This is a genomic window from Sporolactobacillus terrae DSM 11697 (assembly GCF_000648615.1).
GTDB classification, from domain to species: Bacteria; Bacillota; Bacilli; order Bacillales; family Sporolactobacillaceae; genus Sporolactobacillus; species Sporolactobacillus terrae.
The window spans coordinates 1-15,182 of record NZ_JFZC01000012.1 but is presented as its reverse complement, the minus strand read 5'-3'; the positions used below and the strand labels follow the sequence as shown (position 1 = coordinate 15,182).

Here is a 15,182-nt window from a genome sequence, read left to right as displayed (position 1 = left end):
GTAACGAATCATCATTGCATGGCCGAATCAACTTTATAATCAATCTAGGATCAAAGAAAAACTCGGTGGACAAAGGCCGATTGAATATCGGATTTCACCTACCGAGCAATAGCTTAAAATTTTGTTCAACTTTTTGGGGTCAACATTAAAGATAGAGTTTCCCTTCACCCTTTAAAATTTCTTATCTTAACGTTTCTAAGTCCAGTATCAATAACATTTTCCCCACGAATCAAGTCAACACCCGATGCACTTCCGCCAGTTCTTCATACATATGCGTAGTGAGATCGCGTATAACCGGAAAAGCAGGACGGATTTTTCGTGCGGCTTCAGGATCGATTTCTGCAAAGGTGAGGCTTTCGCCCGTGTAAGGTGCTTTGCAAAGAATCGGCGTTCCGGGAACTTTGCGTTCGGGATCACCAGCACTGACGACAAAACCACCACCCCAATAGGTTGTATTTCCTTCTGTTCCGACCAGATTCGTATAAATGAAGTTGATTGCGTTCTCGGCAGCTCTGGCTTTGACAATTGGTTCAAAAATATCCTTTTCAGGGGCCGGAGAACCGGAAATGCCGACAATAAAATCTGCTCCTTTTAGAGTCAATAGCCGTGCAAGTTCTGGGAACCAGATGTCGTAACAGATGAGCAGTCCGATTTTGCCAATGGCTGTTTGATAGATCGGCGCGTGTTCACCCGGCTTGAAAAATTTTCTGTCTGGAAATGCACCCGGACCGATTGTATCTGAGGCGTGCCCAGGCAAGGTGTTCTTACGCCATTTTCCAACAAACCCTTCGGGTCCAACGAGCGCAGCAGCGTTGTAAAGCACACCATCGATACTCTTCTCAGGCATGCCCCAAATGATATAGATACCTAATTCAGCAGCCAATTTACTAAAGTGTTGGGTTGCTGGACCTGGAATCAATTCTGCTTCATCGAAAAAATGATCGCCACAATTATATCCAGTTAAAACAAGTTCCGGAAAAACGACCAACTTGGCTCCTTCGCTTGCTGCCTCTTGTATCCACTTATCCATTTTTTCAGTATTAGCTTGTTTATCACACGTTTTTGGCGTGATCTGTCCAATTGCAACTTTGATCATCCAAATCCCCCACCCTTTCAACATGTTGTTCATCAAAATGGCTATAACAAAGTCTTCCGCCGCTTGTCCTTTAAACCGAGAAGAACCTCACCGCATCACAAATACTTTTTATCGATTTTAGCCACAAGTGAATAGTACGTATCTACCATGTTGCCAACACTCATTCTACCGATCTGAGACAGCGCTTGATGAGCATCATACTTGTCCCACCCAAAGTCCTCAGCCATCCATTCAATCAGTTCCATATAAGCAATACGAGCTGCATCTTCCATTGGACGCGCACTGCCGATCACCATCAATTCGTTTGCGCTCTCAATGCGGGGCCAATTAATCGATTTGCCTTTAATCAATTCAAACCGGCAAGTAACTTTCGCTGCAATTTCCAAAGCAAATCCACATAATTCACCGTCGCCCTGTCCTGCATGAACATCACCGGTGTAGAAATAAGCTCCGGGAACATTGACCGGTAAGTATACAATATTTCCTGGTTTAGTCTCAGGGGTATCCATGTTGCCACCATGTGTGAATGGCGTCAATGCTGATAACGCTTCAATTCTTGGGGCAGTTGCAATCGTTCCAATAAATGGACGCCACGGATAGCTCATTTTTTCATTGTAGGTAACCATCCCATCTGCGATCTTGTAAACATAGACCTTCTCCGGCATCGGCTCCGCCAGCATTGGCGTTGCACTTGTCGGTGTCAAACCACCTAAACCGGGTTTGTGCGCACTGACCGCATAATCGCGTGTTGCCTCGATATTGAGAAGATGTACCGCTAATGTATCGCCAGGTTCAGCACCCTCAATATATATCGGTCCGGTTTGTGGGTTAGGATCGCCTTCAAGAATTTGCGAAGGGCGATCCGTTGGTTTTGAAACGCGATCCTCAAATGCATCTTTCGTGTAAATCGCAACAGTTTCCCCAGGTTGTACGGTAACCACCGGATCTGCATATTTACTGAACACATAGCTGTAAGCGCCGGGTTGTCTGATTTCTTTCAATTTCATAGCCTCCTCAGAGTAATCATGAATAATCCTATAAACCCCATCAATGGCTCATCTTTGGTTCGTCCCGTAAAGTTACTAAAACAGCATAAAAAAGCATTAATCAGTGAAAAGGGATAACTTTTGCGTGTGAATCAGCTCCTTATAATAATGTGGCAACCGCATCATGACCAGATCTTTACGCCGAACGACATTCGTTGGATAAACATTGTCCAAATTACCAGTATCAATCTCGGATTGGACGATGCCTGCTTCATCAACCATAATTACCTCCTGTCGCGGGAAATGGAACGTATCCGGTCCAAAAACCCCGCTCTTTCCCGAAAAACCCTGTGCCGGATCAAAATGATTTGCAAATGCGAAGTACGTGTTGTTCTCTCCGGCACGCGCGCGAAGAAGATGCCAATGACACGGATCGGCACCGGTAGGGATCGGGTAGTTCTGCCTTACCTTTGTTCCCGGATGTCCTATGGTCACAGTTCCGGCAAGCGCCGAGGGACACACAATCAGATCACAACCCATTAGTGCGAGGACACGTGCGGATTCAGGTATGACTGCATCATAGCCAATGAGCAGTCCAACACGGCCGATTGGCAGGTCCGCATAAACCCACTCGTCGCCAGCTGATGCCCACGTTCTATCTCGATGATTCAAATGAATTTTTCGATACTTGGCAACAAGCCCTTCTGGACCGGTTAATACAGCAGTATTAAAGAGTTTTACTCCCTCTCTTTCGATCAATCCTGCAACCAGATAGATTTGATATTTACGAGACAAGTACAGCAAAAAATCAGTTTGCGGACCTGGAACTTCCTCTCCCAAATCTGAATCGCTATAGAATCCGCTCATCGCAAATTCCGGAAAAACGAGCAATTCAGCACCTTTAGTTTTAGATGATCTAGTAAATTCCTCAATGGTCTGCTGTTTACTTCCAGTCACGTTAAATTGAGCAACCGCAACTGTTGAGCGCCTTCCAGGAGGCAGAGGATCATGACCATATAATCCGAAATAGTCCAAAGGATTCCATAAATACGGATCAGTCAGCAATGCGTGATACAGTTCCGGACGACGATCAGCAAAAATTGTTTCCTCATTGATCAGCTTTGTTTCCGATAACTGAACATCGACCATTCCATACGCAATCCCATCACCCGCATCGACTACGCTTTGAATATGTCCGTCGGGATTAATAACACAGCTTCCGCCACTGAATTGAACCGTACGTTCATCACCCCAGCGGTTGCTTTCCATTAAATAGCAGTGATTTTCAAACGCGCGAGTAATCCAATACGGCGCTGGGGTACGTTCTGCCAGCCAATTACTGATATGACAGATCACGTCAGCACCCTTTAACGCCACTAGACGAGCGGTTTCAATGAAATGGAGATCCATACAGATTAATAAGCCAATTTTCCCGTATTTCGTTTGAAATACTTGATGGCCTAGATCCCCTGAAGCCGCCCACTTTGGCTCTGAGATATAGAGATGTGTTTTTCGATATTTGCCTACCACACCTTCCGGGCCAATCAAAACAGCCGTGTTGTAATACAAATTAGTCGCTGTATCGACCTCTGGCAGACCAATAACAATATAACAATCGTAGCGTTTTGCTAGTTCATAAAACGCTTGAGTCGTCGGTCCAGGAACGACCTCGACATAGGAGGCAACCTCTTTGCGATCATACCAGCAATATCCAGTGATCCCCATCTCCGGTGTTGTAATTATTTTTGCTCCATTTTCAGCCGCTTCCTCAACAAGAAGTATCAGTTTTTTTATATTTCGGTCTTTTTCAAATAGCGTTGGTTCAAACTGAATCGCCGCAACGTCCACAGACATTACCTTCACCTCTGCTTTTAAACGGTTAAATATGATTTCAACCGATCATAGTTATGCAGATCCTCACCGCCCACTTCACCAACGATCACGCCTTTATCCATGGCGTAACAACGTTCGGACAGCTCTTGAATCATGCCCATATGCTGTTCAACAAAAAGGATAGTAATCCCAAGCTCACGATTGATCTTACGGATCATTTCGGAGATTTGATGAATGATACTCGGCTGAATTCCTTCAGAAGGTTCGTCAAGGATCAGTAATTCTGGATAACCAGCCAAGGCACGGCCAATAGCGAGCGCCGCTTGTTCTCCACCGCTTAATGTGCCTGCTTTCTGCCTTTTGCGTTCCTTCAATTTTGGAAAATAGTCATAAATCGTCAGCAAATTCATACTTGGTTTCTTCTTATTAATTTGTGTTCCCATCATAAGATTTTCTTCAACAGTTAAGGTAGGGAAAACCCCATGGCCCTGAGGAACGTAGCCCATACCCTGTCGTGCACGATCATTGGCTTTACTTCGCGTCACATCCTGTTCTTGAAATCGGATGCTTCCAGAATGAGCCGGCAAAAGGCCCATTACCGTTTTCACGAATGTGCTCTTCCCGACGCCATTTCTTCCAATAATCGAAACAATCTCTCCTTCATTGACTGTGATCGATACGCTGCGGACAATGTCTACTTTGCCATAACCCGAAAACACACGATCAGCTGTGAGTAGCATGCGCCTTCACCCTCCTTTCATGACTTACCAAGATAAATGTCAACCACCTGTTGATTAGTTTCAATTTCTTCAACTGTCCCCTCCGCAAACTTTCTTCCGAGATGAAGAACGGTTGTATTTCGTGCTAATTTCTTGACGAATGCCATGTCATGGTCAATGAACAAAATCGTAATCCCTTGCTGGTTTAACTGCCGAATCAGCTCTGCAGTCCGATCGGTTTCTTCCGGTCCCATTCCGGCAGCAGGCTCGTCAAGAAGAAGTAACTTGGGCTTGCATGCAAGTGCCATGCCGATCTCAAGCCACTGCTGCTGCCCATGAGACAAGTTATCAACCAACTCATCTTTCAAATCTCGGATCATCAGGAGCTCAAGAAGTCTCGATACCTCGCTTTTAACTTCTGCATGCCGTGTAAAATGCTGAACCGCGATTTTCATATTTTCATATACAGTCAATTCACCAAATACCCCAGGTGTCTGCATTTTAATGCTAATGCCTAACTTAACTCTGTCCCAGCTTTTGAGATGGGTCACATTACGCTGGTTGAAGAAAACACTTCCGTTCGTTGGCTTGTATATGCCCATAATCATTTTAAAAATGGTACTTTTTCCTGCACCGTTCGGACCAAGCAAGCAGTGCAGATCACCCGATTCAACCTTGATATTGATATCGTCAACAGCACGCAGTCCGCCAAAATATTTGCCAACATGCCTTAGTTCTAAAAGAACAGCTTCTTTACTCACAACGTTTTCGCTCCTTTCTTTCGTAGAAGCGATTTCGAATGCTCTCTAAAGAAAAGCTGATCGCCAGCATGAAACAAGGAGGCTATCAAGCCGTTCGGAACAAAGAGGATTGCAACAATGAGCACAAGTCCAAGAATAATAAGCGCATACTCGCTACCACTCGCCGACAATGTTTGCGAGAACCAGTAGTATAAAACCGTAAATAGAAGCGCTGCTGTTACGTTCTTCCGTCCACCTGCTGCAACAAGTACAACCGGAATTGTTGCCGATGCCAATCCAAATGCTGACGGTGTAATGTAGTTGCCCCATAATACGTAGAAAATCCCGCTAAGTGAAGCAAGTGCGCCACCCATTGCAAAAACAAGTGATTGGATAAACGGGACATTGTAACCCAAGAGTTTCGTTCGTTCACGATTTTCCCGAATGGCCACTACCGCAATACCAAGCTTTGAGAACTCGAACCATTTCAAGAAAATAAATACGGCAAGAAGAATCAAGAGTACAAAATAGTAAAAACTGTTTCCGGTTAGAATGAACGATCCGATTTGAAGTGAGGGAATACTATTAATCCCGTTAAATCCACCTAAATTCACTTGGCCGATCATCCACTGGTCACCTGCAGTCTGTCCCATAAACGTCTCAAGAACAAGCGTCAAACAAAGCGTAATCAAGCCGACAAATACATCATTGACGCCACCGTAAAACATAAAATAACCAAGAATCCAGGCAATGACCCCGCCAATTAAAACGCCTAAAATGAGCCCTAGCGGCGTTAACGTAGTTATCCCGCTATTTAAAGTAAATACCGCATAGAAATAGCCACTGATCCCAAAAAACACTGCCTGACCGAAACTGAAAATACCACAATAACCCCAGATCAACGACAAACTCAAGGAAAGAAAAACCATCGAAAGAAAATAAGCAAGATTCATAACGCTATATGCATCGACAAGCACTGGATAAACAAAAAAGAACAAGAAAATCAAAACCGCTACTATATTTTCCGTGTTGAGTTTCACGAGCATCACCCCCTGCTCTTTCTTACGGACAATTTCTCAACCAATCCTGAAAAACCGAGCGGCATGATACGAATCACAAGGATGGCAACCACAAGCAAGCCAAGTCGTCCAAAGAAGGTTCCCCATGTTGCATCAAGTCCGGTACTCACAACACCGAGTACTCCGCCGGAAAGTGACGGACCAATTAATGGATTTGCCCCACCGACAATGACGGTAACAAAGCTTGGCATCAGGAATCCGCCGCCAAAAGTTGGCGACACCGCCATCGTTGGTGCATAAAGTGCGCCGGTCAATCCCGCGAGCGCCGCACCGATACTAAACGTGAAGGAATAGATCCGATTCGTGTTCACACCCATACTCCGAGCAATCTCTGCATTCTGCATCGCTGCACGCGAATGCAGGCCAAATGTTGTTTTTGTAAAAAGAAGATAAAGCAGAATCAGCAGTACAATCGCTGTAACAAATAACAAAATACGATACAATGAATAGTCGCTTCCGCCAATGGAAATGGATCCCAAAGGTGTCGATAAAGTTTCTAAAGACGGACCAAACAGTATCAAAATCCCCTGCTGCATTACGAGACTCACGCCCCAAGTAACCACAACTGAGTCCAACGTCCGCCCGTATAATCTGCTAATAATCAGTCGATCGACAATCAGTCCAAAGATACCGACTCCGACCACACTTAATAGAATCGACAGCAACAGCGGTATACCAGCCTTCGTGGCTAATGTCGCAATGTAGGCGCCGAGCATAATAAACTCTCCATGCGCAAGATTAATGATCTTCATCATTCCAAAGATCACCGCAAGTCCAATTGCCGATAAGATTAGGAATGCAAAATTATTCATAAATTGATAGAGAAGATCTTCCATAAAATCCTCCTAGAAACATGCTGCCCAAGAAAACTTGAGCAGCTTTTTAAAAGATCAGTCAAGACAACATCCACTCACTTAAGTGGTGTATACTGCTTTGCTTCTTGCTTCTTTGTTAGATCAACATTCTTTTCTTTAGATAGCCAATCCGGTTTCACATCTTTCCATTCCGTATCGATATGAACCTTTTGTTTTGCATCCGTGTGAACGAGGTACACATTGCGAATCGCGTGATGGGTCTTTGGATCAATCGTTACTGGACCTGCTGGACCATCATAGCTGATCCCCGACTCCAATGCTTTAATCACTTTATCGGTATCTGTCGATTTCGCTTTCTTCACTGCTTTTGCCCAAAGCATGATTCCTGTATACTCTGACTCCGCTTCCATCCCCACATACTTATCATTGGGGAATTTTTTATAGAATTTGTCCACGAATTTCTTAGCACTTGGATACTTTTGATCTAATTCTTCCATGAAGGTTGCGGTAACATACATGTTAGCAAGCGCTGGAGCCGCAAAACGTTTGTGTTCATAAGCTTGAGCCATGTTTACCGTTGATGCCATTGGAATGCTCTTATCTCCGGATTTTGACCATTGTTCATAGAACGACGATTGGTCCTGACCGACAAGAAGGGTTACGAGAACATCTGGTTTCGCTTTCTTAATTCGACTGATCGTACTGCTGAACTGAGACACACCAAGCGGAATGAATTCTTCATTGACCAACTTCCCACCATTTGCCTCAACCGTCTTCTTCACCCACTGGGCGGAAATTTGACCGAAGTTGTAGTCCGCTGCAATTGTGTACACCCTCGGTCCGAATTTCTTGATCATATATTGAATCAACGGTACCATTTGATGTTCCGGAATCGCGCCGGTGTTAAACGTCATATTGTCGGCAACGCCGCCCTCATATTGGTTGTTGTAGAAATAAAGCATTTTATTCTGATCCATGATCGGGCGAATCGCTTCACGAGAGGCGCTCGAAAATGCGCCCATGATTGCTGCGACTTTGTCTTGCAAAATAAGTCGCTTCGCCATTTCCTGATAGCGTTTATTATCCGACTGAGTATCCGGGGCAACCATTTGTACTTTCTTGCCGAGCAGACCGCCTTGTTTGTTAATTTCCTCAACAGCAAGTTGAGCAGCATGGTATTTTTGGATGCCTACTAAAGAAAAATCTCCCGAACGATCTTCCAGCACACCAAGTTTAATTGTCTTGCTATCATCATTGCTCCCTGAACTCTTCCCACAACCTGATAAGATGCCCGCGAGTACTAAAACAAAAACTAAAAGCAAAGACAAACTTTTTCTTTTTTTTCGATTGTTCATTAATCGTTGATCCTCCCCAGAATTAACTAATAATTAATCGGAACATTCAGAATTAAGTCCCCACAAGAAATTCTCTATATCACTCTCTTAATACCCTTCACCCTCTCTCATCTAGTAAAATGCCCAAGTCTGTATTATGTAAGCTTTGCTCACAAGGAACATTATAAACAACTATTTGTTGTATGTAAACATATTTTCAGATATTTTGTTGTATTTTTAACACTCCTCAATTCGTTATTGTATAATTCACGCATTAATAAGGAGTGTTGCCCGTTGGCTACTTTTTCTGAGCGTCTAAAGGAATTAAGAGAAGCAGCACAATTAAAGCAGGAAGATGTGGCAAAGAAGCTCCGCATCAGTACAAGCGCTTACGGCTACTACGAGCAGGGAAGGAACGAACCTTCGATTGAAGCACTGCTCGCATTGTCGGTACTATTCGATACGAGTACGGACTATTTAATTGGACAAACCGACAAAAAGATTGCTTCGTCTGCCTACAATTACACAGACAACCCACCTGAAAAGGATCAAGCACTCATAGAAGAACTTAAAAAGTATCCCGAACTCTTTTCAGAACTAACCGCTAATCCAGAAAAGAATATTGCCGCCTTGGACCGGTACTGGCGTTTTATCCATCGAGAACTAAAAACATTTCGTGGATAAATCGTGCTAAGAAACGAGCACATACCATACTTCCTGATGCGGGGGGATCAACACGCATGCTCGATTTTGTTGACGTCAAAAAAAAAGCGGAGAGAATAAAACGTTCTCTCCGCTTTTAATTGCTTGCATGGGCAGATCTTTCCCAAGATTGCCCCCTAGTCTTCATCATTATATGATTGATTGCTGATCCTTCGCACCCACTGTGATCAATCCGAGTGCCACTGCACCGTATAATCCGGCGTTTTGCTGGAAATGCGAGTGTACCCGTTTTGGCGGATAGGACGCGCACTGCTTCAGGCGCTTTTGACGCGGTCCCCCATCTCCCATGATCATTTTCTGCTTTCTGCGGATTCTAGAAAATTGAAAAATTGGCAATCGGATAACCATTCTCGCTCACCGCTTCATCAACGAACACGCAATAATTTTCGTTTTTTCCAGGTCAAAAACTTTTTTCGTTGTCAGTGGCGTGCAAGAGTGTTCCGTCGCACGACGGGCAAAACCGTATCCTATGAGATGTAATGCAAGCTCAAGATTGTGCAAGCATCCGTTCAAGCGCTAAGACGGCATCGCATGCAACCGCATCAGGAACAGAGATAATATTGTCCGCTGTGCCTGCTGCAATCTGTGCCAGCGACCAGACAAAGTGCGGCAGGTCGATGCGATTCATCGTCAGACACGCACACATCATCGGATTCAGCGAACGAATGTGCAAATGCGGGTGACTGTGCTTCAGACGATTCACCAGATTCATCTCTGTGCCAATCGCCCAGTGCGACCCTGCCGTTGCATGATCAATCACATCAATAATAGATTTGGTTGATCCGGAAAAATCCGCCTGACGTACGACCTCATAGTCACATTCGGGATGAACAAGAATCTGCACATCCGGATCCTCTCGCCGGCAGTCGGCAATGTTCTCTGTGGTAAACCGCTCATGAACCGTGCAGAAACCTTTCCAAAGAATAACCTGTGTATGCTCGCCTGCATCGCCTTCAAAGCTTTCACGCACCGGATCCCAGACCACCATATCATTCAGCGGAATCCCAAGCTGAACGCCGGTGTTGCGTCCCAGATGCTGATCGGGCAAAAAGAGAATTCTTTGTTTCTGCTTCAGTGCCCATTGCATCATTTTGCCCGCATTGGACGAAGTCAGCGTTGCCCCGCCATGCCTGCCGCAAAACGCTTTGACTTCCGCAGTCGAGTTGATATAGGTCATTGGAAGGATCGTATCGCCGAACTGCATCTGCAAATGACCCCATGCGCGCTCAAGCTGATGAATCGTCGCCATATCGGCCATCGCGCAGCCTGCCCGGCGATCAGGCAAAATGACCTTCTGCCTTTGATCCGTGAGTATGTCGGCGGTTTCCGCCATAAAGTGAACCCCGCAAAAAATAATATAATCCGCTTCTTTTTTTGCAGCTGCAAGCTGTGCCAGCCGAAGTGAATCCCCGCGATCATCCGCAAATTGAATCACTTCATCACGCTGATAGTGATGACCGGGAATATAGATCCGTGAACCGAGCTGCTCTTTGAGTCGCCATCCTTCTTCGGTCAATACATCTTTGGCTGCATTTCGATAGGCTTCCGGAATTTGCGTCTGTTTTATAAAGGTTTCTGCCAGACCCACTGTTCACTCATTCCTTTCCTTTTCTTTATTGGTCATCCATGTGTAGATTAAAGCTGATGTCGAGCGCTTTAACCGAATGAGTCAGGCATCCAAGTGATAGATAGTCCGCACCGCATCCGACATAATCATTCAAGGTCGTTAAATCAATGCCGCCGGATACTTCCGTCACGATATTGTCCGGTACTTCCTGAACAAACGTGCGAATCTCACTCGGCGAACAATTATCAAACATGATAATGTCTGCTTTTGCCTGAACAGCCGCTCTGACGGTCTCAAGCGATGTCGTCTCCACCTCAATTTTCACGGTATGGCCAAGCTCAGCACGAACCTTCTGTACTGCGCTGCCAATCGAGCCAGCATGGACAATATGATTGTCCTTGATCATAACCGCATCATAGAGACCAAACCGGTGGTTATAGCCGCCGCCGATCTTCACAGCATATTTTTCAAACAAGCGCAGGCCGGGGGTTGTCTTCCGCGTATCACAGATTCGCGTTCCGCTGCCCTTCATGAGGTGCGCTGCCGCAGCCGTCATGGTTGCAATCCCGCTCATATGCTGCAACAAATTAAGCAGCACACGTTCCGCACTGAGCAGCGTGCGCACCGGACCGCTGACCGTCAACAGATCAACACCTGCCTGAACGTAATCGCCTTCGGAGACGTGAAAGTGAAGGGTAATTTCCGGATCGAGCAGCCTGTACCCCTCGATCAATACCGGAAACCCGCAGACAATCCCCGCCGCTTTCGCAGTAAATGTACCGACCGCCAGATCTTCAGGAGCAAAAATCGTTTCACTGGTTAGATCTTGATGACCGATGTCCTCATTGTAAAAAGCTTCGAGCGCTTGACGTAATTTAATTTTGTTCAACAGAAGTCACCTCGCGCAGGATATTCTTTTTTCGCCAAGCTTTGATTTCCTCCGGATAATCAATCCGTGTGTGTCCGCCGCGGCTTTCGGTGCGTTCCAATGCTGAGGTGGCAATCAGCCAGGCAACGGTCAGCATGTTCAAGCGCTCCATTTCATCCTTCGTGCCGTCCAGCCGTTCTGCCCGGTTGAAGTCAATGTTCCAAGAACGGCACCAATCGATCGCCGTGGTGAGCGACTGCTTGGTACGCCAAATCCCAACATGCGCGAACATCATCTTCTGGATTTCCGCTTTAGCCGGGAGCGCTGGGACCGGTCTGCTGCCCGATTCAGCAGCAACCTGCTCCACGGGAATCGCTTTCTCGTCCATCATGCTGGAAGCCGCCGTCCCCGCATAAGTAATCGCTTCAAGCAGTGAATGACTGGCAATTCGGTTGGCCCCGTGTACTCCGGTGCATGCGCACTCGCCAACAGCATACAGTCCGGGCAGCGTTGTGCGCCCCTCATGATCCGTCTCAATTCCACCCATAAGAAAATGAGCGCCGGGAGCTACCGGAATCCTTCCTTTCGCGATATCGACACCTGCTTCGCGGCAAAGTCCGGTGATGGTCGGAAAATGGTCAGAAAAATGGTCAATCATTGCTATATCAAGATAAATTTTTTGAGCCTGACCGGTCTGCTTCGCTTTAAACAGAACCCTGGACACCACATCGCGAGGCGCCAGATCTTCAAGCGGATGCTTTCCAGCAAGAAGCCGATTGCCATCCTGATCGATCAGCTTCGCACCCTCACCGCGAACGGCCTCTGAGACCAGCCCGTAAACGTGGTTGTTCTCAATCAGCAAGGTCGGATGGAACTGAACAAACTCCATATCTTTGAGCGCAGCACCGGCCCGGTAAGCAAGTGCAAGCCCATCACCTGTTACTGCCGGGTCTGCAGAAGTCGGTGCGTAAAGCTGTCCGCATCCGCCGGTCGCAAGTACGACGTTCTGTGCGCGATACAGCACCTTTTCTCCCGACGGATCCTTGGCAAGTGCGCCGACACAGCGACCGTTTCGAACGAGCAATTCGACGACCTGCGTCTGTTCATGAATGGTGATCTGCCGCTCGACATAGCGCTTAACAAAGCTCGTTAGTTCGCGACCGGTCGCATCGCCGTGCGCGTGCAGGACGCGAGCAGCAGAATGCCCGCCCTCTCTTGCCAGTAAAATAGTCCCATTTCGATCGCGGTCAAACTCCATGCCCAATCGAATCAGTTCATCCACTTGAACTTTGCTTTCTCGTGCAAGATAAGCCGTTTCGTTGACATCATTGTGATAGCGTCCGGCCCTCATCGCATCTTCTAGCTGCCGATGCCAGTCATCATCCGGAGCATAGGCCGCTGCGATCCCGCCTTGAGCCAGAAAGGAATTGCTTGCTTGCCATCCTTTTTTGGTCAAGACAATGACGCGCTTCTTTTTCATGAGCTTCGCCGCTGTGTAGAGTGCAGCCAGACCGCTTCCAATAATAACAACATCTGATTGATATGTTTTCAAATTTTACACCTGTCTTTACACTTGTCTTGACAACTATATTGTCACATTATTAAACTAACAGCAAGTAGAAAAACACCTCGTGTTAAAATTTACTAACGATAAACGCTTTGCTGGAATGCTTTACAGCGACATGTGCAAAGATGCTAACCATTTTTCAACAGAAAAAACCGTTGCAAAGCCGCTGAGGACCAAAAATAAAAGTTTAACCATAAAAGGAGCACAGTAACGATGATTTATCTTGACTACGCAGCGACAACGCCCATGTCTTCAAGAGCCCTTGAAACTTATACAGAGGTCGCTCAGCACTGTTTCGGCAACACCAACAGCCCTCATGACTTTGGTGATGCAGCAGACCGATTGCTCGCTTCTTGTCAAAAGCAAATCGCCCGTCATCTTCATGTCGAAGCAAACGCCATTTTTTTTACTTCCGGAGGATCGGATAGCAATTTGTTGGCGATTGCTGGCATTGCACATGCGCGGAGGAAAAAAGGAAATCATTTAATTTATGTACAGGGGCAACATTCATCCGTAGTGCTTGCTTTTGAAAAGCTGCGTGAGGAAGGTTTCTCAGTCACTGAACTAAAGCGCCGCGCGGACGGCGAAGTAGACCCGTTAACACTTGAAGACGCGCTCAGAGAAGACACAATTCTTGTCAGTGTTGACCATGTCAATAACGAAATCGGAAGCATTAATAATCTCAATGCAATCGGCAAGCTGCTGTTCAACAAAAAAATTGCCTTCCACTGCGATGCCGTACAGTCCTATGGAAAATTACCGATTGATGCCGAAGCAGCGCACATCACCGCTTTGTCAGCCTCCGCCCATAAAATCTACGGCCCCAAAGGAGTCGGACTCTGCTACGTACATCCGCGCGAAGCTTTTCAACCGCAGCTGCCCGGAGCACCTAAACATGGGCTTAGCCCAGGTACCGTCAATCTCCCCGGTATTTCCGCCTTCGTTACGGCATCCGAGGACGCCTACCGGTATGCTGAAGCGATGCTTTGTCATGTCAATGATCTCCGGCAGCGGTTTATTTCCGGCATTCAAAAGAAAGGCATTTCTTTTCTTGTCGAAGCATCTGCGCATCATCAGCTTCCGCATATTCTTGCACTCCGCATCCCCGGCATTGAAGGACAGCAGATCATGCTCGCTGCCAATCAGCGCGGCTTGTCTATTGCCACAGGGGGCGCTTGCAGCAGCACGGCGCATCAGCCTTCCCCAACGCTGCGGTCAATCGGTCGTTCCGCTGAAGAAGCACGGGAGCTCGTGCGCCTTTCTTTCGGAGAAACAACCACAGAAGAAGAACTGGATCAAGCGATTGATCGATTTGCTGCAGCTGTTTCAGAGGTGCAGACGGCCATGCAGGCATGACCTCATGCTAAATTGGGGCTATACAGCGATTAGTAAGGCCGGTGCAGTTTCGATCAATGATTCAGTCGCTGGTTGATCACCATAAAAACCGTCCCGTGTTTGTATACGTTCCCTTAAAATCAGCAAAGAAAGCGGATGTCTCCTAAGGTGAAACTGCTCACAGTCACCGCGCGTGATGGGCCAACAAGCTTCGTCAAAGAATATATACAACTCCCTCGCTTCCCTGTATAATTATAGGGGTAAGGACACGAATCCCATGAAAGGAGTGAACCTATGAATCAGGAACTCGAATTAATCCTCACAGAAATGCGGCAAGGATTTAAAGAAGTCAATCACAAGTTTGATGTGATGGACCAAAAACTTGTCCAAGTCGACCAAAGGTTCGACGCAATGGATCACAAGTTTGATGTGATGGACCAAAAACTTGTCCAAGTCGACCAAAGGTTCGACGCAATGGATCACAAGTTTGATGCAATGGACCAAAAACTTGTCCAAGTCG

Annotated in this window: 13 protein-coding genes and 1 pseudogene; 3 read left to right on the top strand and 11 right to left on the bottom strand. The window is 46.4% G+C overall.

Features of this window, described 5'->3' with window-relative positions:
- Window positions 1-229: 229 nt before the first annotated feature.
- The 8 genes from AA84_RS0101770 to AA84_RS0101735 all read right to left on the bottom strand — a co-directional run bounded on the left by AA84_RS0101770 (window position 230) and on the right by AA84_RS0101735 (window position 8,623).
- Entirely contained in the window at window positions 230-1,096 is an 867-nt protein-coding gene (locus tag AA84_RS0101770; RefSeq protein WP_028975772.1) for a carbon-nitrogen hydrolase family protein, read from the bottom strand.
- Window positions 1,097-1,191: 95 nt separating this feature from the next.
- Window positions 1,192-2,097, bottom strand: coding sequence for an acetamidase/formamidase family protein (locus tag AA84_RS0101765; RefSeq protein WP_197737493.1), 906 nt, complete (start codon window positions 2,095-2,097; stop codon window positions 1,192-1,194).
- Between the two features lie 102 nt (window positions 2,098-2,199).
- On the bottom strand, window positions 2,200-3,936 hold the full coding sequence (locus AA84_RS0101760) for a nitrilase-related carbon-nitrogen hydrolase (protein WP_028975770.1): 1,737 nt from the start codon (window positions 3,934-3,936) through the stop codon (window positions 2,200-2,202).
- Between the two features lie 17 nt (window positions 3,937-3,953).
- A complete protein-coding gene (locus tag AA84_RS0101755; protein WP_028975769.1) occupies window positions 3,954-4,655 on the bottom strand; it encodes an ABC transporter ATP-binding protein in 702 nt (233 codons plus the stop codon).
- 17 nt (window positions 4,656-4,672) lie between these two features.
- Window positions 4,673-5,395, bottom strand: a complete 723-nt coding sequence (locus tag AA84_RS0101750; protein WP_028975768.1) for an ABC transporter ATP-binding protein — start codon at window positions 5,393-5,395, stop codon at window positions 4,673-4,675.
- Window positions 5,392-6,420 (bottom strand): ABC transporter permease subunit, encoded by a 1,029-nt coding sequence (locus AA84_RS0101745; protein WP_028975767.1) that lies wholly within the window; start codon window positions 6,418-6,420, stop codon window positions 5,392-5,394. The genes AA84_RS0101750 and AA84_RS0101745 overlap by 4 nt, the downstream gene beginning before the upstream one ends.
- Window positions 6,420-7,289, bottom strand: a complete 870-nt coding sequence (locus AA84_RS0101740) for an ABC transporter permease subunit (protein WP_028975766.1) — start codon at window positions 7,287-7,289, stop codon at window positions 6,420-6,422. The genes AA84_RS0101745 and AA84_RS0101740 overlap by 1 nt, the downstream gene beginning before the upstream one ends.
- Before the next feature lie 74 nt (window positions 7,290-7,363).
- Window positions 7,364-8,623, bottom strand: a complete 1,260-nt coding sequence (locus AA84_RS0101735; protein WP_081791697.1) for an urea ABC transporter substrate-binding protein — start codon at window positions 8,621-8,623, stop codon at window positions 7,364-7,366.
- Between the two features lie 273 nt (window positions 8,624-8,896).
- Here AA84_RS0101735 and AA84_RS18900 point away from each other — a divergent pair, with 273 nt between their 5' ends.
- Window positions 8,897-9,286, top strand: a complete 390-nt coding sequence (locus tag AA84_RS18900) for a helix-turn-helix domain-containing protein (protein ID WP_051577744.1) — start codon at window positions 8,897-8,899, stop codon at window positions 9,284-9,286.
- Window positions 9,287-9,812: 526 nt separating this feature from the next.
- Here the strand turns inward: AA84_RS18900 and nadA are convergent.
- Genes nadA through nadB form a run of 3 tightly spaced genes read right to left on the bottom strand, consistent with a single transcriptional unit; the run spans window position 9,813 to window position 13,312 of the window.
- Window positions 9,813-10,913, bottom strand: a complete 1,101-nt coding sequence (gene nadA, locus AA84_RS0101720) for a quinolinate synthase NadA (RefSeq protein WP_028975763.1) — start codon at window positions 10,911-10,913, stop codon at window positions 9,813-9,815.
- A gap of 25 nt (window positions 10,914-10,938) precedes the next feature.
- Window positions 10,939-11,781 (bottom strand): carboxylating nicotinate-nucleotide diphosphorylase, encoded by an 843-nt coding sequence (gene nadC, locus AA84_RS0101715; protein WP_028975762.1) that lies wholly within the window; start codon window positions 11,779-11,781, stop codon window positions 10,939-10,941.
- Window positions 11,768-13,312 carry an L-aspartate oxidase gene (nadB, locus tag AA84_RS0101710; protein WP_028975761.1) on the bottom strand — a complete coding sequence of 515 codons (1,545 nt, stop codon included), beginning with the start codon at window positions 13,310-13,312 and terminating at the stop codon, window positions 11,768-11,770. The genes nadC and nadB overlap by 14 nt, the downstream gene beginning before the upstream one ends.
- Window positions 13,313-13,540: 228 nt before the next feature.
- Here nadB and AA84_RS16830 point away from each other — a divergent pair, with 228 nt between their 5' ends.
- Window positions 13,541-14,683, top strand: a complete 1,143-nt coding sequence (locus AA84_RS16830; protein WP_051577742.1) for a cysteine desulfurase family protein — start codon at window positions 13,541-13,543, stop codon at window positions 14,681-14,683.
- Window positions 14,684-14,956: 273 nt separating this feature from the next.
- A pseudogene (locus tag AA84_RS0101700) lies at window positions 14,957-15,182 on the top strand (hypothetical protein); the annotation flags it as partial.

Coding starts and splice junctions, on each gene's coding strand:
- AA84_RS0101770 (WP_028975772.1), bottom strand. CDS start 1,096: ATGATCAAAGTTGCAATTGGACAGATCACGCCAAAAACGTGTGATAAA.
- AA84_RS16830 (WP_051577742.1), top strand. CDS start 13,541: ATGATTTATCTTGACTACGCAGCGACAACGCCCATGTCTTCAAGAGCC.
- AA84_RS0101755 (WP_028975769.1), bottom strand. CDS start 4,655: ATGCTACTCACAGCTGATCGTGTGTTTTCGGGTTATGGCAAAGTAGAC.
- AA84_RS0101745 (WP_028975767.1), bottom strand. CDS start 6,420: ATGCTCGTGAAACTCAACACGGAAAATATAGTAGCGGTTTTGATTTTC.
- AA84_RS0101760 (WP_028975770.1), bottom strand. CDS start 3,936: ATGTCTGTGGACGTTGCGGCGATTCAGTTTGAACCAACGCTATTTGAA.
- AA84_RS0101735 (WP_081791697.1), bottom strand. CDS start 8,623: ATGAACAATCGAAAAAAAAGAAAAAGTTTGTCTTTGCTTTTAGTTTTT.
- AA84_RS0101740 (WP_028975766.1), bottom strand. CDS start 7,289: ATGGAAGATCTTCTCTATCAATTTATGAATAATTTTGCATTCCTAATC.